19 protein-coding genes and 4 tRNA genes are annotated in these 19,773 nt (G+C 66.4%); 10 read left to right on the top strand and 13 right to left on the bottom strand.

Going from position 1 to position 19,773, the window contains the following annotated elements; genetic code table 11:
• Window positions 1-7 precede the first annotated feature (7 nt).
• Complete coding sequence (locus C1737_RS23045) at window positions 8-901, bottom strand: SDR family oxidoreductase (protein ID WP_068091741.1); 894 nt, start codon at window positions 899-901, stop codon at window positions 8-10.
• 163 nt (window positions 902-1,064) lie between these two features.
• Here C1737_RS23045 and C1737_RS23040 point away from each other — a divergent pair, with 163 nt between their 5' ends.
• On the top strand, window positions 1,065-1,967 hold the full coding sequence (locus C1737_RS23040) for a LysR family transcriptional regulator (protein WP_068091744.1): 903 nt from the start codon (window positions 1,065-1,067) through the stop codon (window positions 1,965-1,967).
• Between the two features lie 72 nt (window positions 1,968-2,039).
• Here C1737_RS23040 and C1737_RS23035 read toward each other — a convergent pair whose 3' ends face one another.
• The 7 genes from C1737_RS23035 to C1737_RS23005 all read right to left on the bottom strand — a co-directional run bounded on the left by C1737_RS23035 (window position 2,040) and on the right by C1737_RS23005 (window position 8,327).
• Window positions 2,040-3,023: a CaiB/BaiF CoA transferase family protein gene (locus C1737_RS23035; RefSeq protein WP_369804348.1), complete on the bottom strand. Its 984-nt coding sequence runs from the start codon at window positions 3,021-3,023 to the stop codon at window positions 2,040-2,042.
• A gap of 47 nt (window positions 3,024-3,070) precedes the next feature.
• Window positions 3,071-4,027 carry an LLM class F420-dependent oxidoreductase gene (locus tag C1737_RS23030; RefSeq protein WP_068091749.1) on the bottom strand — a complete coding sequence of 319 codons (957 nt, stop codon included), beginning with the start codon at window positions 4,025-4,027 and terminating at the stop codon, window positions 3,071-3,073.
• On the bottom strand, window positions 4,012-4,443 hold the full coding sequence (locus tag C1737_RS23025; RefSeq protein WP_102419546.1) for a cobalamin-dependent protein: 432 nt from the start codon (window positions 4,441-4,443) through the stop codon (window positions 4,012-4,014). The genes C1737_RS23030 and C1737_RS23025 overlap by 16 nt, the downstream gene beginning before the upstream one ends.
• Window positions 4,443-6,020, bottom strand: coding sequence for a methylmalonyl-CoA mutase family protein (locus C1737_RS23020; RefSeq protein WP_102419545.1), 1,578 nt, complete (start codon window positions 6,018-6,020; stop codon window positions 4,443-4,445). The genes C1737_RS23025 and C1737_RS23020 overlap by 1 nt, the downstream gene beginning before the upstream one ends.
• A gap of 95 nt (window positions 6,021-6,115) precedes the next feature.
• Complete coding sequence (locus C1737_RS23015; protein ID WP_102419544.1) at window positions 6,116-6,928, bottom strand: methyltransferase domain-containing protein; 813 nt, start codon at window positions 6,926-6,928, stop codon at window positions 6,116-6,118.
• Window positions 6,929-6,983: 55 nt separating this feature from the next.
• Window positions 6,984-7,685, bottom strand: coding sequence for a M15 family metallopeptidase (locus tag C1737_RS23010; protein ID WP_102419543.1), 702 nt, complete (start codon window positions 7,683-7,685; stop codon window positions 6,984-6,986).
• A 42-nt stretch (window positions 7,686-7,727) separates the two neighbouring features.
• Window positions 7,728-8,327: a TetR family transcriptional regulator gene (locus tag C1737_RS23005; protein ID WP_102419542.1), complete on the bottom strand. Its 600-nt coding sequence runs from the start codon at window positions 8,325-8,327 to the stop codon at window positions 7,728-7,730.
• A gap of 61 nt (window positions 8,328-8,388) precedes the next feature.
• On the opposite strand from C1737_RS23005, the gene C1737_RS23000 reads away from it, so the two are divergent.
• The 5 genes from C1737_RS23000 to C1737_RS22980 all read left to right on the top strand — a co-directional run bounded on the left by C1737_RS23000 (window position 8,389) and on the right by C1737_RS22980 (window position 15,763).
• Window positions 8,389-10,098 (top strand): CocE/NonD family hydrolase, encoded by a 1,710-nt coding sequence (locus tag C1737_RS23000; protein WP_102419541.1) that lies wholly within the window; start codon window positions 8,389-8,391, stop codon window positions 10,096-10,098.
• 503 nt (window positions 10,099-10,601) lie between these two features.
• Window positions 10,602-11,255 (top strand): TetR/AcrR family transcriptional regulator, encoded by a 654-nt coding sequence (locus tag C1737_RS22995; protein ID WP_369807550.1) that lies wholly within the window; start codon window positions 10,602-10,604, stop codon window positions 11,253-11,255.
• Window positions 11,256-11,745: 490 nt separating this feature from the next.
• Window positions 11,746-12,180 (top strand): MmpS family transport accessory protein, encoded by a 435-nt coding sequence (locus C1737_RS22990; RefSeq protein WP_369807549.1) that lies wholly within the window; start codon window positions 11,746-11,748, stop codon window positions 12,178-12,180.
• Window positions 12,177-15,074, top strand: coding sequence for an RND family transporter (locus tag C1737_RS22985; RefSeq protein WP_369807548.1), 2,898 nt, complete (start codon window positions 12,177-12,179; stop codon window positions 15,072-15,074). The genes C1737_RS22990 and C1737_RS22985 overlap by 4 nt, the downstream gene beginning before the upstream one ends.
• 140 nt (window positions 15,075-15,214) lie before the next feature.
• Window positions 15,215-15,763 carry a TetR/AcrR family transcriptional regulator gene (locus tag C1737_RS22980; protein ID WP_158243990.1) on the top strand — a complete coding sequence of 183 codons (549 nt, stop codon included), beginning with the start codon at window positions 15,215-15,217 and terminating at the stop codon, window positions 15,761-15,763.
• 205 nt (window positions 15,764-15,968) lie between these two features.
• Here the strand turns inward: C1737_RS22980 and C1737_RS22975 are convergent.
• The 3 genes from C1737_RS22975 to C1737_RS22965 form a co-directional block, all read right to left on the bottom strand.
• Window positions 15,969-16,042 (bottom strand) — tRNA-Phe (locus C1737_RS22975).
• Window positions 16,043-16,071: 29 nt separating this feature from the next.
• Window positions 16,072-16,145: transfer RNA gene (locus C1737_RS22970), tRNA-Asp, on the bottom strand.
• Between the two features lie 29 nt (window positions 16,146-16,174).
• A tRNA-Glu gene (locus C1737_RS22965) sits at window positions 16,175-16,247 on the bottom strand.
• 124 nt (window positions 16,248-16,371) lie between these two features.
• Between C1737_RS22965 and C1737_RS22960 the strand changes: the two genes are divergently transcribed.
• Window positions 16,372-16,444: transfer RNA gene (locus C1737_RS22960), tRNA-Lys, on the top strand.
• Between the two features lie 34 nt (window positions 16,445-16,478).
• On the opposite strand, the gene C1737_RS22955 is transcribed toward C1737_RS22960, so the two are convergent.
• Window positions 16,479-17,375: a class I SAM-dependent methyltransferase gene (locus C1737_RS22955; protein ID WP_102419538.1), complete on the bottom strand. Its 897-nt coding sequence runs from the start codon at window positions 17,373-17,375 to the stop codon at window positions 16,479-16,481.
• A gap of 92 nt (window positions 17,376-17,467) precedes the next feature.
• Between C1737_RS22955 and C1737_RS22950 the strand changes: the two genes are divergently transcribed.
• The 3 genes from C1737_RS22950 to C1737_RS22940 are packed head-to-tail and all read left to right on the top strand — an operon-like array spanning window position 17,468 to window position 18,619.
• The gene (locus C1737_RS22950; RefSeq protein WP_102419537.1) at window positions 17,468-17,968 is read left to right on the top strand and encodes a nucleoside deaminase; all 501 of its coding nucleotides are present in this window, start codon (window positions 17,468-17,470) and stop codon (window positions 17,966-17,968) included.
• Window positions 17,969-18,012: 44 nt separating this feature from the next.
• Window positions 18,013-18,402 (top strand): metalloregulator ArsR/SmtB family transcription factor, encoded by a 390-nt coding sequence (locus C1737_RS22945; protein ID WP_082972709.1) that lies wholly within the window; start codon window positions 18,013-18,015, stop codon window positions 18,400-18,402.
• Window positions 18,403-18,415: 13 nt separating this feature from the next.
• Entirely contained in the window at window positions 18,416-18,619 is a 204-nt protein-coding gene (locus C1737_RS22940) for a zinc transporter Slc39a7 (RefSeq protein WP_102419536.1), read from the top strand.
• Window positions 18,620-18,676: 57 nt separating this feature from the next.
• On the opposite strand, the gene C1737_RS22935 is transcribed toward C1737_RS22940, so the two are convergent.
• Window positions 18,677-19,729 (bottom strand): oxygenase MpaB family protein, encoded by a 1,053-nt coding sequence (locus C1737_RS22935; protein WP_233214811.1) that lies wholly within the window; start codon window positions 19,727-19,729, stop codon window positions 18,677-18,679.
• Window positions 19,730-19,773 lie beyond the last annotated feature (44 nt).

The following is a 19,773-nucleotide window of genomic DNA, read 5'->3' as shown; positions in this document are numbered from 1 at the left end:
GCGTCGCTCACTCGCCGAAGTAGTGGCCGGCGTCGAGATCCTCGAGCAGTCCCGGCCCCTCGGGCTGCCAGTCCACCACTTTCTGCGTCAGCGCACTCGACGTCGGATTGTCCAGCGCCGCGAAGAGGGCAAGGAAGCCGAAATGACCGGCTTCTTCCGCGGGAATACTGACCGTCGGCACATCCAGGTGGCGGCCGATGACGGCGGCGATGTCGCGGAACGGCACGCCTTCGTCGGCTACGCCGTGCAAACGCGTTCCCGGGGGCGCTTTTTCGAGCGCCAGGCGGTACAGGTGGGCGGCGTCGAGCGTGTGGACCCCGGGCCAGCGGTTGGCCCCGTCGCCGATGTACGCGGACTTTCCGGTGCCGCGGGCGGTGCTGATGAGGTGATTCGTGAAGCCGTGGTGGTCGAGGTCGCTGTGCACGATCGGGGACAGCCGGATCACCGAGGACCGCACCCCGCGTTCGGCCAGCGCGATCACCGCGTTCTCCGAGTCGACCCGCGGCCCGCCGGGCAGCGTGTCCTGTTCCGTTGCAGGCCCGCCCTGCCCCAGCAGCGAAAGAAGCAAGGTGCCCGAGGTGCTGACGAATGGGCGGTCCGAGCCGACGAGCACCTCCCCGATGGCCTGCACGGCGCGCAGGTCCGCCTCGGCGGCACCCAGGAAGTCGTCGAAGTCGTGTTTGAAGGCCAGGTGGATGACGCCGTCGGACGCCGCGGCGGCGGACCGCAAACCGTCGAGGTCGTCGAGGTCGCCGCGGTGCACCCTGACGCCCTTCGTGTCCAGCGCGGCGGCCGACTCGTCGGAGCGGGCCAGGCCGGTGACGTGATGCCCGGCTTGCAGGAGTTCGTCGACGACGGCCGAACCGATGTGCCCGCTCGCGCCCGTCACAAAGACATGCATGAAAGTCCCTTTCGCTGTTCCATGTTCGCGGATTCCAGTCAACTGACCGGGCGGGCCGGCTGTCCAAGACCCGTTTCATATGACGTGATACCAAATCGACATCACCGCATGTCACTGCCGGCTTACAGCGCGGCGCGGCTGCCGCCGCCGTTACACTGCTCGCATGGCCGAATCGGTATTGCCCGTGATCGACCTCGATCTGCGGCTGGTCGGATACTTCGTCGTGGTGGCCGAACATCGACACTTCGGCCGGGCCGCGACCGCGCTGCGGGTAGCGCAGCCGTCGCTGAGCCGGCAGATCCGCCGGCTCGAGCAACAGGTGGGCGCTCGACTGCTGGATCGCACGCCGCAAGGCACCAGGCTGACGGAGGCCGGGGAGGTGTTCCTGCCGCGGGCCAAGGCCCTACTGCGTTCGGCCACGCAAGCCGCCGCCCAGGCCCGGGCCGCCGCCCAGCCGAGCCGAATTGCGATCGGATACACGACCGGGATGATCGTCACCCCCGCGGTACGCGAGATGCGCCGCGAACACCCCGACGCCGAAGTGCACGTCTCGCACCTGGATTGGGGTCACGCCCTGGACGCGTTGCTCGGGCATCGGGTGGACGCGGTGGTGACCCGGCTACCGTTCCCGACCGACGGGCTGCACGTGACGGTCCTGTACGACGAGCCGCGGGTGCTGGCGATCCCCGTTGACCACCGCCTAGCGGGTCGGGATTTCGTGACACTCGACGACATCGCCGACGAGCCGATGCCCCGCGTGCGCAACTCGGACCCGGCGTGGAGCGCCTATTGGCGCATCGACCCCCGACCCGACGGCCGCCGGGCGCCCGACGGTCCGTTCATCGACGCGCTCGAGGACAAGTTCGAACTCATCGCCTCGGGACAGGCCGTGGCCATCACGGCGGGTTTTCACGGCAACAGCCTGCGGCCGGACATCACCACGGTGCCGCTGAAGGGCGTCGACCCTTGCCATGTGGTTCTGGCGACGCGCGCCGGGGACCGCAGCCGGTTGGTGGCGGCGTTCCGCAAGCTCGCCGAGGCACACCTCACGGGACCGCGCGCCTGAGCCCGAGCGCGAAGCCAACTTCACGGTCGCGCCCGGGCGTGAAACTATTTTCACGTTCGGCGGCGACCGCAGCTAGCCCTCGGGAAGCTCGGGCGGGGGCCGGTATTCGGGCCGGTAACCCGCTACGTGGATGGGACTGCCGACCAGGCGGAAATCGCCCGCGGTGATGACGGCCTCGGGGGTCGCTTCGAGCGCCTCGGGCAGCGTCCTGACCGCTGCCGCCGGCACCCCGAGTGGCCGCAGTCGGCCTTCCCACCCGGCGGCGGTGTCGGTCGCCAACATCGCCGAGACCACCGCCAGCACTTCTTCGCGGCGGGCCACTCGTTCGGCCATCGTCTCGAAGCCGCCGATACCCGCCTCGCTGGCGAACGATTTCCAGAAGCCGTCGTGCGTGATGAACAGCGCCAGATACCCGTCGGCCGTCGGGAAGAGCTGGGCCGGAACGTAATACGAATGCGCACCATGGGGGTGCCGCTGCGGCTCGACGCCGCCGTTGAGGTATGCCGACGCGTGATAATTCAATTGCGACAGCATGACGTCGCGCAGCGACACGTCCACTTGCCCACCGGTGCCGGAAATGATCTTGGCCAAAAGCCCTAGGGCCGCGCACATCCCGGTCGAGTTGTCGGCCGAGGAGTAACCCGGCAGGGTCGGCGGTCCGTCCGGGTCACCGGTCAACGCGGCGATCCCGAAACCCGCCTGGACGACGTAGTCGAAGGCCGGATCGTCGCCGCCGTGCAGACCGAACCCGGTGATCGCCACGCAGACGATCCGCTCGTTGTGCCCTCGCAGCTGCTCGTAGGTCAGCCCCAGCCGACGGATGGCCGACGGCTTGAGGTTCACCAGCAGCGCATGGGATTCCGCGACCAGCCCGCCCAGGCGCCGCCGCCCCGCGTCGGAGTTCAGGTCCAGACAGACGCTCGACTTGTTGCGGTTGAGGCTGGCGAAGTAGGTGGCCCCGACCCCGCGCGAGATCTCGCCGCCCCGCGGCTCGATCTTGGTGACCTCGGCGCCGAGGTCGGCGAGCAGCATGGTCGCGTACGGGCCTGCCAGCATGGTGCCAACCTCGAGGATGCGGATCCCGGCGAGCGGCCCTGCAGACGTCACCGCAATTCCGTTGCGAGCGAGGCGATCATCTCGCGGGTGCGACGTTTGGAGGCGACCAGCTCGTCGCGATTGTCACCGATCGGCAGCAGCCGCACCGACAGATCCGTCACGCCGGCATCGGCGAACCGGCGCATCCGGGCCAGGATGGCCTCCGAGTCGCCGGCCGCACAGAGATCGCCGACGTCGCGGGCATCGCCGCGTTCGAGCAGGCGCTGGTAGTTGGGTGACACCTCAGCCTCGCCCAGGATGCGGTTGGCCCGCTCCTTGGCCTCGACGACTTGCGCCGGTGCGCACAGGCATACCGGGATACCCGCGACGATCCGCGGTGCGGGCCGTCCGGCATCTGCGGCGGCCTTGGTGATCTTCGGCGCGATGTGGTCACCGATCGCGCGCTCGTCGGCCATCCACAACACTGTGCCGTCGGCGAATTCGCCGGCGATCTGCAACATCACCGGCCCCAGCGCGGCGACCAGCACCGGCATCGGGGTGTCGGCCCCGATCGCCAACGGGTTGTGCACCGTGAACGAATCGTTCTCGACGTCAACCGGTCCCGGGCCGGCGATGGCCGCGTTGAGCACCTGCAGGTAGTCGCGGGTGTACGCGGCCGGCTTGTCATACGGGAGGCCGAGCATGTCCCGGATGATCCAGTGGTGCGACGGCCCTACCCCCAGCGCCAGCCGGCCTGCGGACACCGCGTGCGTCGAAAGGGCTTGGCGGGCAAGGGCGATGGGATGCTGGGCCTGCAGCGGCACCACCGCGGTGCCCAGCTCGATGCGTGAGCTGTGCGCGGCCATCAGCGACACCATCGTCAGGCAGTCGAAGTCGTCGGGCACCTGCGGCATCCATGCGGTATCCAGGCCCGCGGATTCGGCCCATTCGATATCGGCGGCCAGCTTGTTCACCTTGCGGGCCATATCGCCGCGCTCGGCGCCGACCATCACTCCGACGCGCACTGTTCCTCTTTTTCTGCAACGGGTTCGGGGGCGCCGGTGAGCGCACGGATTTCGCACACCAAGTCGTCCAGCGGTGTTCCGGTGGGGAATACCGCGGCGGCGCCGGCGGACAGCAGCTTGGGCACGTCGGCGTGCGGGATGGTTCCGCCCACCACGACGGCGATGTCCGCGGCGTCGGCGGCCCGCAACGCTTCGATGGTGCGAGCGGTCAGCGCCAGGTGGGCACCGGACAGGATGCTCAGGCCGACGACCGCCACGTCCTCCTGGACCGCGATCGACGCGATGTCCTCGATGCGCTGCCGGATGCCGGTGTAGATTACCTCGAATCCGGCATCGCGCAGCGTGCGGGCGACGATCTTGGCGCCTCGGTCGTGCCCGTCCAGGCCGGGCTTGGCGACGAGAATCCGGGCGGCCACTAGAACACCACCGGTTGCTGGAACTCGCCCCACACCGCCTTGAGCGCGGCGACCATTTCGCCGACCGTGCAGTACGCGTTGGCGCAGTCGATCAGCTTGTGCATCAGATTGTCGTCTCCTTCGGCAGCACGCGAGAGCGCCGCAAGACTGGATTCGACTGCCGCCGAATCCCTTTCGGACTTCACCTTGAAGAGTCGCTTGAGCTGGAGATCGCGTCCTTCGGCGTCCAGTTCGTAGGTCACGACATCCGGCTCCGGTTCGTCGGTCACGAACCGGTTGACCCCGACGACGGGCCGGGCGCCCGCCTCGATGTCCTGGTGCACCCGGTACGCCTCGTCGGCGATCAGGCCCTGCAGGTAGCCGTCCTCGATCGCGTGCACCATGCCGCCGTGCCGGTCCAGGTCATCCATGATCTCGATGATGCGGACCTCGGTGGCGTCGGTGAGGGCCTCGACGAAGTAGGAGCCACCCAGCGGGTCGGCGACGCCGGCGACGCCGGTCTCGTACGCCAGGATCTGTTGGGTGCGCAGCGCCAGCGTGGTCGATTCCTCGGTCGGCAGGGCGAACGGCTCGTCCCAGGCCGCGGTGAACATCGACTGCACACCGCCCAACACCGCCGCCATCGCCTCGTAGGCCACCCGAACGACGTTGTTGTGTGCCTGCGGCGCGTACAGCGACGCACCCCCGCAGACACAACCGAAGCGGAACATCGATGCCTTGTCCGTCGTCGCCCCATAGCGCTCGCGCACGATCGTCGCCCAACGGCGCCGCCCCGCACGGTACTTGGCGATCTCCTCGAAGAAATCGCCGTGGGTGTAGAAGAAGAACGAGATCTGCGGCGCGAACTGGTCGATGGTCATTCGGCCGCGTTCCACCACGGTGTCGCAGTAGGTCACCCCGTCGGCCAGGGTGAATGCCATCTCCTGTACCGCGTTGGCCCCGGCGTCGCGAAAATGGGCGCCCGCCACCGAGATCGCGTTGAACCGCGGAACCTCGGCCGCGCAGAACTCGATGGTGTCGGCGATCAACCGCAGCGAGGGCTCCGGCGGCCAGATCCACGTGCCGCGCGACGCGTACTCCTTGAGGATGTCGTTCTGGATGGTGCCGGTCAGCTTCGCCCGCGGTATCCCCTTTTTCTCGGCGGCGGCAACGTAGAACGCCAGCAGGATCGCCGCCGTCCCGTTGATCGTCATGCTCGTGCTGAGCTTGTCCAACGGGATGCCGTCGAACAGGATCTCGAAGTCGGCCAGGGTGTCGACCGCGACGCCGACCCGGCCGACCTCTTCGCCGAACTCGGGGTCATCGGAGTCGTAGCCGCACTGAGTCGGTAGGTCGAGCGCCACCGACAGCCCGGTCCCGCCCTGCTCGAGCAGGTAGCGGTAACGACGGTTGGACTCCTCGGCGGTGCCGAAGCCCGAATACTGGCGAAACGTCCACAGCTTGCCGCGGTAGCCGGACGCGAAGTTACCTCGGGTGAAGGGGAACTCCCCGGGTGGTGGCGGCGGCGCCGCGATATCCCCGGGGCCATAGACCGGCGCAAGCGGAATGCCGGATGGTGTCTGGGCCTCGTTATCCATCGTTGAATAACGTACTTGCAAAAAAAGAGAATGCCAATACCGCATGGCTGATCAGGCAAAACACGAGTGCGCCGGCCCCGATCGGCCCCGGTCGCCTAGGCCCAGCAGACGATTTCGCCGTGTGGGATGGCGATCCAGCCGTCCGGCGCGGCCGCCCAGGCGCGCCACGCCGCGGAGATCTCCTCGAGTTGGGCGGCCGTCGCCAGCCCCGAATCCAGCAGGTCGCGCGCGATCCGCGAGTGCAGGATTCGGTCGGACCACATGCCGCCCCACCATTGGCGGGCCTCCGGCGTCGCGTAGCACCACACGCTGCCCGTGGGGGTGACGTCGGTGAAACCCGCCTGCTGGGCCCAGGACAGCAACCGCCGTCCCGCATCGGGTTCGCCGCGGTTGGCGCGAGCGGCCCGCCGGTAGAGGTCGCGCCATAGATCCAGCGCCGACAACTGCGGGAACCAGATGAAGCCGGCATAGTCGGCGTCCCGGGCCGCCACCACGCCGCCCGGTGCGCACACCCGCCTCATCTCGCGCAGCGCGCCCACCGGGTCGGCGACGTGCTGGAGCACTTGGTGCGCGTGCACGACATCGAATGCGCCGTCGGGAAAGTCGAGCCGATGCACGTCGGCGGTGGCGAACGAGACGTTCGAAAGGCCACGCTGCTCGGCCTCCGCGCGGGCCACGCCGAGCACGTCGGCCGACCGGTCGACGGCGGTTACCGGTCCCGGTGCGACGCGGGCGGCGAGGTCGGCGGTGATCGTCCCGGGTCCGCAACCGATGTCAAGGAGCGATGTGCCGGACTTCAGGTGGGGCAACAGGTATGCCGCGGAATCCTCCGCGGTGCGTCGCCGGTGACTCCGGAGCACCGACCCGTGGTGTCCGTGGGTGTAGGTGGGCCCGCGTTCGTCGGTCATGCCCGAAGCCTACCGACTCGCTCATATCTTGAAACTATTGTCTCGTTATATGAGATTAATCGACCGGCACGTCGAGGATCGGCCGGTCGACCGCGGCGCCGGAGCCGTCGAAATGCCACCACTCCCCGGAGTACGGGGCCAGGCCGCCGTACTTCATCGCGTTCCGTAGCGCCGCACGATTGGCCTGCGCGTCGGCGCTGACGCCCTGGGTTGCGAAAGCGGTTGCGCGCGGGGAGAAGTCGTCGAAGTCGGTCCCCATGTCGGCCAGGCAGAGGCCGTCGGCATGCTGGCCGGACGCGCACGGCTGCTGCGTCGTTGTGAACGTCACGTCCACCGAGCGCCCCGACTCGTGGCTGCGCGCATACTGGCCGGGGCGCGCGACCCACGCCGGGTTCGGGACGACGTTGAACATCTTGACCTGCACATCGTGCGGCCGGTAGCAGTCCCAGAACACCAGGAGGTGCCCCTGCGGACGCAGCGCGGTCGCCGCCGCGGCCAGCCCCGGAGCCATCGATTGATGCACGAGGCAGCGGGCGTCGGACGGGTACAGCTGCGTGCGCGTGAAGTTGTTGGTCGTCGCGTAGCGCAGATCGATGACGGCGTCGGGGACGACGCTGCGGACGTCGACGAACCCGGCCGCACGCGCCGCATCGCTCACCGGCGGGACATCGGGACCGGCCTGGGCGCTCCCGGCCCCGCAGGCCGCGACCAGACCCGCGACGGCCACAGGCGTAAGGACCCGGCGCAAAACACGCATCCGGCCATTGTCGCGGTTGGCCGCGCCGACTTGCGTTATCTGCTAGCCAATGTCGCCCTCGACATAGCGCTGCAGGTTCGGGGCCATCGCCGCCACCACCTCGTCGTCGGGCATCGAAGCGATCGGCTCGATCTTCCAGACGTAGCGCAACAACGCGAAGCCGATCAGCTGGGTGGCGATCAGACCGCTGCGCCGCAGTCGTTCCTCCTCGTTGGCCCCTAGGCTGGAACCGCCGATGAGGCCACGCTCCACAATCAGCCTCAGTTTCGCTCGGGTCTTGTCTTCATGGGCGGCGGTCAGCACGATCGCCCGCAGGACCGGACCCACCTCCTCATCGGCCCAGGAGTCCAGCACGGTCCGGATCAATTGCCGGCCCAAGTCGGCCTTGGGTGTCGCCCAGGTCGCCGCCACCGCGTCGAGCCACTTCTGTGGCGGCGTGGTGGCCGCGTCGAGCAGGCCCTCCTTGGAGCCGAAGTAGTGATAGATGAGGGCCGGGTCGACGTCCGCGGTCCGGGCGACCGCGCGCATGGCCGTGCCGTCCCAGCCGCACTCGGCGAATTCGTCGCGGGCAGCGGCCAGGATGCGCGCCGCCAGCACGCCGCGCTCGTCGCGCGGACCCGGGGTGATCGGTGGCTTCGCCACCGTCTCACCATACCGGAAGTCTCATGTTGCGTTGAGACTAATCTCAACGTAGCGTGAAACTGTGACCACGCTCAATGGCCCCCAGACGACGGGCCGCCAATACCGCAACCTCAGCGAGGCGCAGTACGCGTCACGCACCGACATCAACACTGCAATCAGGATGCGCGACGGCGCAACGCTTTTGGCCGATGTTCACCGGCCCGACGCCGAGGGCCGCTTCCCCGCGTTGCTGGCCGCCTCGCCGTATCCGCGGCAGATGCAGGACCTGGGCGCACCCGCGGGGTTCATCGAGGCCGGCAGGACGGACTTCTGGGTGCCGCGCGGCTACGTGCACGTGATCGCGAACCTACGCGGCACCTGCGGCTCCGAGGGCTGTTTCGACTTCTTCGACGCGCAGGAGCGCCGCGATGTACACGACCTCGTCGAGTGGGTCGCGACCCAGCCGTGGTGCGACGGAAACGTCGGCATGATCGGCATCAGCTACTTCGCGATGACCCAGCTCGAGGCGGCCGTCGAGCGGCCGCCTCACCTCAAAGCGATCTTTCCCCTTGCCGTGACCAGCGACCTGTACGAGGGCGCCAACCACCACGGACTACTGAGTTCGTCATTCATCACCCCGTTTCTCGCGATGATGGGCCTGACCTCCGAGCGCAGCGACAAACTGTGGCGCAGCAAGCCGATCGGTTTGGCGCGACGCGTACTGAACAGTCCGGGCGTGCACAAGAAATTCGAGACCATGAACGGCGAGGCGGCAGTCACCATGCTGCGCCAGCTGCTCAGACTGCCACACGATCCCCACCCGTGGGACGAGCTGTGGCATCAGGCGGCGGTCAAGCACCCGACGCGCGACGAGTGGTGGGAGGAGCGAAACCTGTTGCCGCTACTCGACAAAATCGATATCCCGGTCTACCTGGGGTGTGATTGGCAGAACGTGCCTTTGCACCTGCCCTCGACGTTCACCACCTGGAACGGGCTGTCGCACAACGCACATGTGCGGATCGGCATGCTTGGCGAGTTCGGGCTGACCTGGCCATGGGAGAGCATGCACACCGAGGCACTGGCCTGGTACGACCATTGGCTCAAGGGCCGCGACACTGGAATCACCGAAGGGCCGCCGATCCGCTACTTCCTGCCAGGCGCCGACGAGTGGCGAACCGCCGACTCCTGGCCGCCGTCAACGACCCCGCATTGCGAGCTGGCCCTGCGCGCCGACGGCACGTTGGGGGCCGACGAGGGCGAGCCCGGCGGTCGCGAATTCATGGTGCTGGGCTCCGGCTTGGGCCGCATCAAAGCCAGCGAGATCGACCCGCCGTCGCTGTTGGTGTGGACCAGCGCGCCGCTGGACCAGGACGTCGATGTGGTCGGGGACATCGAGCTGCGGCTGGTGGCCTCGGCGACGGCGATCGACACCGCCTGGATGGCGATGCTGCACGACGTGGCCCCCGACGGGGAGACGACCGCCGTGACCGCGGGCTGGTTGCGCGCCAGCCTGCGCGAGGTCGACGAAGCGGCCAGCCGCCCCGGCGCGCCGGTGCTGCCCTGCCGCCACCCGCAAGCGGTACCGCTGGGAGAGGACGTCGAATACCGAATCCCGCTGGTTCCCAATGCTCGCCGGTTCCGGGCGGGCCACCGCATTCGCCTGACGCTCACCAGTGACGATCAGGACCCGTCGACGCCGGCGATCATGAACTTCCGGCATGCCAGCGTCGGCACCTCGAGCCTGAACGCGGTGCGCTCGTCGTCGCGGCTATTGCTGCCGGTGCTCGGGTAGCCGTAGGCGCGAAGAAGGATCGTCAGTCCGCCGGTGTGAATTCGATGTGCAGGTCGGTGAGCCCGCGCATGGTTCGTAGTGGCACACCAGCTCTGCTACACCAACCTTCAATTTGCGAGGACTTCCGCGATGCGCCACTGATGATCGTCGGTGGGGGGACCAACGAGATCTAACGCAAGGTGATTACCGCGCAGCTGGTTTCGCGCGGAACCCTCGAGGTTCGGACAGCAACATCGTTCTTCTGGCGGGTAAACCCTCATCGCAACTCGGCGACACATCGCCGGCGGCACCGCATCATGACGGGCGTCGTCTACGGGGCGCTGGGCCAGTTCGCGGCGGGTCCATCGCAACCACCGACATCGTACCGGCGATCGAGCGAGCCGTGTATTAGCTGGCGAATGCGCATGGAACCACCTGCCGTCACCGGTGGCGCGCAAACCGCGGCGCCTTATCGCTGGCCGGACCCCGATTCGATCGACGGACCGGGAGATTAGACTGGTGACGTGTCAGTGGATGGTTGGCCGTGCCGCCCGCTGCGCAAGGATGCTCAGCGCAATCGCCAGCGGGTGGTCGAGGCTGCCCGAGATCTCTTCGCGTCCAGGGGACTTGAGGCGACCCTCAACGAAGTTGCACACCACGCAGGCGTGGGCGTAGGTACTGTCTACCGGCGTTTTCCGACGAAAGAAGAACTGGTCGAGGCAATCTTCGAAGACGGCATCGACCAGCTCACCGCGCTTGCGGAGTCGGCACTGCGAGACAAGAACTCCTGGCACGGATTTGTGTGGTTCGTTGAGCAGATGTGTGAACTTACCGTGACCGACCGGGGGCTGCGGGAAGCCGTGTTCAGCAAGACCTACGGCGGAGACCGGGTGGAGGCCTCGCGATTGCGGATGGCCCCCGTGGTCTCGAAGCTCGTTGAACGGGCCAAGGACGACGGCTATCTGCGTGCGGACGTCTCACCCACCGACATGCCGTTCCTCGGCCTGATGGCGGGGACGGTCGGCGAGTTTGCCGCCCATGTTGAGCCGGAGCTGTGGCGACGATATGTATCCATGCTCCTCGAGGGCATGCGCCGGCGCAGGGGACAGCAGCCGTTGGCGATTGGTGCGCTCGACGACGAGCAGCTCGACGCGGCGATGCATCCAGCGTCTGAGTGATCGTGACGGGAAGGGCTGATACCCCTTCGGAGACGATGGCCACGTGAAGACCGTATGCCCTCGTCAACAACGGATTTGGTGATCGATCGCCACCTATCCGCGGTTGCGTAGCAGCGCTGATCGGCCGCCGCCTAGAACCCTGACGCGGTAGTCCAACAACGCCCGGATTATCCATTTGTGATCGCGGCTGCGCATCTTGGGCGACGAGCTGCGCATCAATTCACAGGCGACCCTTGGTATGACGACCGTCGCAGAATAAGTGGATTGACTTTGTCCACTTATCTGGTTAGGTTGTCGAAAGAACCGCAACGCCGTCATCGGCCGTCGCCGGAGGTGACCGCCCGCCAATGAGAGGTCCGCACGTGTGCGCCTATCCCCACGCTGACGAATCGTGCGCAAACCCTCTGCGCCCCCGCGGTATTGAGTCCTCGGCGCGGGGCGGGACGCATGGGGCGGACGCCGCTTCATTCGCTGACCGCTGGGCGTCACGATGACGGCGATCTTCGGACTCGTGCGGCGCGTGTGGCTTCCATTTCTCATCGTGGTGGCAGTTGCGATCGGCGGTGTCGCTGTGATGAATCTGCGCGCAGTCTTTGGTTCCAATGCCGTCCTGGTGGCGCCCAACGGCTCCGACACCGCGGAACGCTTCACCCCCAAGGTCGTGACGTATGAGGTGTTCGGCTCTGCGGCCACCGCCGTGATCAACTATCTCGACCTTGACGGGAAGCCTCAGCGGGCCCCCGACGTATTGCTGCCGTGGTCGTTGACGTTGCGCACGACTGCACCGGCCGCCACACCGAACCTCCTCGCGCAGGGCGACGGTCAGTCGATCGCCTGCCGGATCACCGTCGATCGCGAGGTCAAGGACGAAAGATCGGTCACTGGTTTCAATGCCGAAACGTTCTGCTTGGTGAAGTCGGCGTGACCGCGGCTACGGACGAGGTCCGGACCCAGCCCATACCGGCGGCCCGTCACGCGGCCCACCCCCGTATACCGCGCATGATCCGCGCCCTGGCGGTGCCGATCATCCTTGCCTGGATTGCCATCGTGGTGATCCTCAATACCGTTGTTCCGCAACTGGAAACGGTCGGGAAGATGCGTGCGGTGTCGATGACTCCCAACGATGCGCCGTCGTTGATCGCCACCAAGCGGGTGGGAAAGGTGTTCCACGAATACGACACCAGCAGTTCGGTGATGATCGTGTTCGAAGGGGACAAACCGTTGGGCGCCGACGCGCACCAGTATTACGACCGCGTGGTGCGTGAGTTGCGGGGCGACACCAAGCACATCCAGCACGTGCAGGATTTCTGGGGTGATTCGCTGACGGCTGCGGGTGCGCAAAGCGTCGACGGCAAGGCCGCCTACGTCCAGGTCTACATCAGCGGCGACCAAGGAGAAGCGCTCGCCAACGAATCTGTGGACGCCGTCCGCCATGTCATCGCCAGCGTGCCTGCGCCTACGGGGGTCAAGGCCTATGTGACCGGCCCGGCAGCGACGAGCGCAGATCAAAACGCGACGGGCGATAAGAGCATGGAGGTCATCGAGCTGCTCACCTTCGCCGTCATCATCGGGATGCTGCTGCTGGTGTATCGATCGTTCATCACGGTGTGCATCGTGCTTGCGATGGTGGTCCTGGAATTGTCCGGTGCCCGGGGACTGGTGGCTTTTCTGGGCTATTTCGGGGTTTTCGGCCTCACGACGTTCGCGACCAATCTGGTCGTGACACTGGCGATCGCCGCGGCCACCGACTATGCCATCTTCCTGATTGGCCGATACCAGGAGGCGCGTAAGGCCGGCCAAGATCGAGAAGCCGCCTACTACACCATGTTTCACGGCACGGCGCACGTCGTGCTGGCTTCCGGATTGACCATCGCCGGCGCGAGTTTCTGCCTGCGCTTCACGCGGCTGCCCTACTTCCAGACGATGGGGATCCCCTTGTCTATCGGTATGGCGATTGTGGTCGCCGCGGCCTTGACGCTTGGTCCGGCGCTGATCGCGGTGACCAGTCGCTTCGGGCAGGTGCTGGAGCCGAAACGTTCGAGCCGGTCGCGGGGATGGCGCCGCATCGGTACGGCGACCGTGCGGTGGCCGGGCGCGATCTTGGTCTGTGCGATCCTGTTGTCCCTGGTCGGCGTTTTGACGCTACCCGGCTACCGCACCACCTACGACGACCGCATATATCTGCCCGCTGACGTATCGGCCAACGTGGGTTATGCCGCCGCCGATCGCCATTTCTCCCAGGCCAAGATGAATCCTGATCTTTTGATGGTCGAATCCAATCACGATCTGCGCAACCCCGCCGACTTCCTGGTGATCGACAAAATCGCCAAAGCGCTTGTCCGCGTTCATGGCATCGCCCAAGTGCTGACCATAACGCGCCCGGACGGCAAGCCGATCCAGCATACGTCGATCCCGTACAACATCAGCATGAACAGCACCGGCCAGGTGATGAACAACGACTACCAACAGACCGTTTTGAAGAACACCCTCAAACAGGCCGACGACATGCAGGTCAACATCGACTCGATGGAAAAGATGCTCAGCATCACCCAGCAAATGGCCCAGATCACCCACAGCATGGCCACCAAAATGAGGAAGACCAGTGCGGATGTGCAGGAGTTGCGCGACCACATGGCCGATTTCGACGACTTCTTCCGACCTATACGCAGCTACTTCTACTGGGAAAGGCATTGCTTCGATATCCCGGCCTGCTGGGCATTGCGTTCGGTGTTCGACGCCCTCGACGGCATCAGCACCATGAGTGACGACCTCGACGATCTGGTGCCCGACATCGAGCGCCTCGACGCGGTGATGCCCCAAATGGTCGCCCTGATGCCGCCGATGATCGAATCGATGAGAAACCAGAAGCAAATGATGCTCAACCAGTATCAGGCGCAGAAGGCACAACAAGACCAGACGATGGCCTTGCAGGACAACGCCACTGCAATGGGCCAAGCGTTCGACGCTGCCAGGAACGACGACTCGTTCTACCTGCCGCCGGAAGCCTTCGACAACGCGGACTTCAAACGGGGCATCAAGTTGTTCATGTCACCGGATGGCCATGCTGTACGTTTCACCATCATTCATCAAGGCGACCCGTTGACAGAGGAAGGAACCTCGCGCACCGGGCCGCTGAAAATCGCAGCCGCAGATGCCATCAAGGGAACGCCGCTGGAGGGATCGAGGATCTATCTCGGCGGCAGCGCGGCCATGTACACCGACATGCAGCAAGGCGCTGACTATGACCTACTGATCGTCGCGGTCGCCGCACTCATCTTGATCTTTGTCATCATGGTGGTACTCACGCGGGCCGTGGCGGCCGCGGCAGTCATCGTGGGAACCGTGGTGCTCAGCCTGTCCGCCTCCTTCGGACTCTCAGTACTGCTCTGGCAACACATCATCGGGATTCCGCTGCACTGGATGGTGCTGCCGATGTCGGTCATCATCTTGCTGGCGGTGGGATCGGACTACAACCTGTTGCTCGTTTCGCGGATGAAAGAGGAGATCCACGCCGGTCTGAACAGCGGCATCATTCGCGCTATGGTCGGCACCGGTTCGGTGGTCACCTCCGCCGGCCTGGTGTTCGCCTTCACCATGATGTCGATGGCGGTGAGCAAACTGATCGTGATCGGCCAAGTCGGAACCACAATCGGTCTGGGCCTGCTCTTCGACACCCTGGTCGTGCGCTCGTTGATGACGCCCTCCCTCGCAGCGCTATTGGGCCGCTGGTTCTGGTGGCCAGCCCGCGTCCGCCCGCGGCCTCGTCCCCAACCATGGCCGCAACCGCTGCGCAAAGAGCCCGTGGCGCAAAGGGCATGATTGCGCACGCGTCAGGCTCGCGAATCACGCGCGAAGCGGTCCGATTCAGCCAATCCGAGCCGTAAGTGACGACCGGACGACCGGCGGTGACAAGTCGCCGTCGGGCGAGCGAACTCGAACGAGCCGTGTACGACGCGACATTGACCGAACTGAAAACGGCGGGCTACCACCGATTCACCATGGAGAAGGTCGCCGCTCGGGCAGGCTGCGGCAAGGCCTCACTGTATCGCCGGTGGCCCGGAAAACGAGACTTGATACTGGCCGCTTTGAAGTCGCTGGTTCCGTTGATGCCAACCGGCCAGCGCTTGGGGTCGTCGCGGCAGAATTTGTTTGCGACCCTGAGCTCGTTGGCCGAGGTTCTCGTCGGCAACACGCCTTACCCGGAATCGATCGTCATCGTAGGTCTCTTCCACGACGCCGAAATACGGTCCCTATACGTCGATTCGGTCCTGGCACGCAGTACGGCCGTCCTCGAGAACATCATCCTTGCCGGCATCTGTTCCGGTGAGGTTGACCCCGCTTCGGTAACGGCCCTCGCCGTACAAACGGGACCGGCTCTGATCCTCCAGCACGCGCTGCTGGTGCGAACCGTTCCCACGCCCTTCGAGATCGAGCAGATCATCGACACCATGCTCGGTCGCCCCGGCGACCAGCCAACGGCGGCGGTGAACCCCTGCGCAAGCCGGTAGCCACTCAGCCGAGAGGCGTGCCGGCGACGAACGGCTCCCCTGTCGCGGCGGCCACCCCTCGCGAGGGCACGAAATGGGCACGAGCATCCAGTGACGGTCAATCGTCGCGCTGCCGAGCTCGACCCTGGCCCCCGCGAGTCTGACCAGATCCCGGGTTGCGGCGAGACATAGGGCGCCGTCCGCCGCGCCGTGCGTTCTTTCACGGTGGCCAGGGGCGGGATCGAACCGCCGACCTTCCGCTTTTCAGGCGGACGCTCGTACCGACTGAGCTACCTGGCCGGAAGGCATGAAGTGCCTCGCCGAATCGGCGACCCTGACGGGACTCGAACCCGCGACCTCCGCCGTGACAGGGCGGCGCGCTAACCAACTGCGCCACAGGGCCTTGCTGCTGCTCCGCGTCACCGCGTCGCGTACCCCCAACGGGATTCGAACCCGTGCTACCGCCGTGAAAGGGCGGCGTCCTAGGCCACTAGACGATGGGGGCCAGAACCGAATCACTCCGGGGTACTCGCAACGAGGTTTCGTTAGGAGCCACGTCAGCTTAGGTCACTGCGGGCCCAATCCTCAAACGAGCCGCACTTTGGGCCCAAGTATCCTGAATGTCCGCAGCCCCTATAGCTCAGTTGGTAGAGCTACGGACTTTTAATCCGCAGGTCCTAGGTTCGAGTCCTAGTGGGGGCACCGACGCGTGTTGGCCTCGGCAGAGCGGCGCTTGTCACCCGAGCACCGCGCTGCTGTAGGTCACATCGGCGAATGCCTGGGCCACCTCGTCGTCGGCGTAGGCGAAGCCGTTGGCGGCATGCAGTTCCGCGACGGTTTGCGACGACGTTCGCCAGCCCCGCTGGCTGAGGTGGTCGACGATGTGGCTGCGCTCGCCGTGGTAGACGAGGTCGTTGAAGTCGACCTCGAACCCGAGCTCGCTCATCCGGTCGTGGTGCGCCCGCCACCGCGGGTCGGCGAAGACGGCGGTGTCCGGCACGAAGTCGAAGGCCAGCCGGCTGCCCGGGGCGCTCAGCGCGGTGATGTTGTCGAACAGCGCGTCCTGGGCCTCCTCCGGCAGGTACACCAACAAGCCCTCGGCGCTCCACGCCGACGGCGCCCGCGGGTCGAAGCCGGCCTTAAGGAGCGCCGCGGCCCAGTCGTCGCGCAGGTCGATGGCGACGGCGCGCCGCTCGGCGGTCGGCTCGGCGCCCAGGTCCTCGAGGGTCAGGGTCTTGAACTCGATCACCTCCGGCATGTCCACCTCGTAGACGACGGTGCCCGCCGGCCACGGCAGGCGGTAGGCGCGCGCGTCCAGCCCCGACGCGAGGATCACCGCCTGCGAGATGCCATTGCGCGTCGCTTCCAGGAAGAAGTCATCGTAAAACCTTGTGCGGCAAGCCATCCCTCGCGCCATTCGGTGCGGGTCGAACTCGGAAGCTCCGCCGGCGGGGATCTCGCCGTTGACCAGCCGGACGTAGACGTCGATTCCGACGGCGCGCACCAGCGGGGCCGCGTACGGGTCGTCGATCAACTTCGCGTCCGACGACAGGGCCCGCTGGGCGGCGACCATGGTCGCCGTCGCCCCCACGCTGGTCGCCAGATCCCAGCGATCGCGATCGGTGCGCGCCATGGTGTTCCCTCATCCCGATCACAAATTGAATAGACGATCTAGTCAGTATCACAGCGCCGATTCCGCACCCTGGCGCGACTACCCTGCGAGCTGTGACCGACTTCGCCCAGCGGACGATCGAGCTGGCCCGCCGAAACGTCGCGGAGGGCGGTCGCCCGTTTGCGACGGTGATCGTCAACGACGGTGAGATTCTCGCCGAGAGCGCCAACCGGGTGGCCCAGACGAACGACCCGACCGCGCATGCCGAGATCCTGGCGATCCGTGAGGCGTGCATGAAGCTGGGCACCGAGCACCTCGTCAACGCCACGATCTACGTGATGGCGCACCCGTGTCCGATGTGCCTGGGATCGCTGTACTACTGCTCCCCCCGGGAAGTGATCTTTCTGATCACCCGCGAGGCCTACGAGCGGTACTACCTCGACGACCGCAAGTACTTCGAGGTGTCCACCTTCTACGACGAGTTCGCGAAGGCCTGGGACCAGCGGCGCCTGCCCATGCGTTACCAACCCCGCGACGACGCGGTGGAGGTCTATCGGTTCTGGAACGAACGCAACGGCGGCGAGCCGCGGTCTACGGTCGTCCCCTCGCCCTGACCGCATCCGTTGGCAGCGGCGCGCCCCTTGAATATTGTTTGCGTATGCATGCAGGTAATAGCGCAGCCCGGCTGCCGGATCATCAGGTGAGCCTGGTGGTCGAGGTGTTCCGGATGCTGGCCGACGCCACCCGGGTGCAGGTGCTGTGGTCGCTGACCGACCGGGAGATGTCGGTCAACGAACTCGCCGAGCACGTGGGCAAGCCGGCGCCGTCGGTCTCCCAGCACCTGGCGAAGCTGCGGATGGCGCGCCTGGTCCGCACCCGCCGGGACGGGACCACGATCTTCTACAGCCTGGAAAACGACCACATTCGCCAACTCGTCATCGACGCGGTTTTCAACGCCGAACACGCGGGCCCGGGCGTGCCAGGTCATCACCGCAGGGATGGCGGGCTGAAGGCCGTCGGCGATCAGCAGAGCGCATCTATCACATAAGGAGGCGGCACCCATGACCGAGCAACACGCCCACGACGCGCCCCACGCGCACGAACACGAGCACGGTGACGTCACCCACGCGCACGCGCACACCGCGCACGAACACGACCACGTCGAGCACGAACACGCCCACCACCACGCCGACAGCACCGAGCACAGCCATCAGCACGTGCATCAGGCCGGGCTGGAGGACGTGCACGGCCACCCCCACGCGTAGCGCGGGCGCGCCGGCTCAGGGGCCGGCCACCCCCACGCGTAGCGCGGGCGCGCCGGCTCAGGAGACCGCCGGGCAGTAATGCTTTGGCTCGCCGCGCTCGTCCACGGGCGGCAGGTTACGCGCCGGCGTGTGCACCAGCGGCGTGTCGGCCGGGATACGCCCGGCGGCGCGGTCGAAGCCCGCCCGGGCCCGCGGGTGCTTGCGGAACCGGCTCGGCACGAAGGCGAACACCGCGCGAACGACGTCGCCGAAGCGGCGATGCAGCCACTCGTCGCGTCCCGACCACCGGTAGCCCATCAACTCGCGCACCGGAGGGTCGTACAGACCCACGGTCACCCAGACGAAGAACGGCGCGAGAAGTTTCCGCTGGGCGGCCCACAACCAGTCCGGAAGCCATTGCGCAAACGGGGGTTTCGGCAGCTCGGTGAGGTCGAGCACCGCGCGGGCGGCGAAGTTGTCTTCAAGCACGTTGCGGCACATGTGGTCCCAGTAGACCTGGAATTCCTCCCACGACGCCGGGACGGGCCGCATGCTCATCCCGTACATCCGGTACCAGTCGACGTGTTCGTTGAACAATTGGCGTTTCTGCGCTTCGGTCAACCCGCCGCAGAACCGCTCGGCCACGTGAATGGTGCCGACGAAAAAAGTGGCGTGGGCCCAATAGAAGACGTCGGGGTTCAACGCGTGGTACCGGCGGCCTTGTTCGTCGACCCCCTTGATGTCGGTGTGGTAGTCGCGCACCTCACTGCCGGTGACCGGGGCGCGGTCACCGTCGAAGACGACGCCACCGATCGGATACAAGGAGCGCAGCAGGCGTTGCCACCGTTCCCGGAAGAACGTCGAGTGGTCGATGACGGCCGCGCCGAGCTGCGGATGCATGTTCTGCATGGAGCCCGCCCACGGGCCCTGCAGCATCCCGCGCCAGTCCCCGAAATACCGCCATGTCAGCGACTCGGGGCCCAGCGGCATCGGTGGCGCGTCGTAGCCCAGCGGCGAGACCGGGCAGCCGCCGGCCACGCCGCCCGGCAGATCGGTCCCGGCGGTAATGGCCGAACAGCCGCTTGCGGCGTCGCTGGTCGGCGGGCGGGTTCCGGACGTATGTTGAGTCACTATTGGATTCCTGTAGGTATCTGCAAAACTGACTACATGCGTTG

Source organism: Mycobacterium sp. 4858, assembly GCF_900240975.1.
In the GTDB taxonomy this organism is placed as follows: Bacteria; Actinomycetota; Actinomycetes; order Mycobacteriales; family Mycobacteriaceae; genus Mycobacterium.
This window is presented reverse-complemented; position numbering and strand designations above follow the sequence as displayed.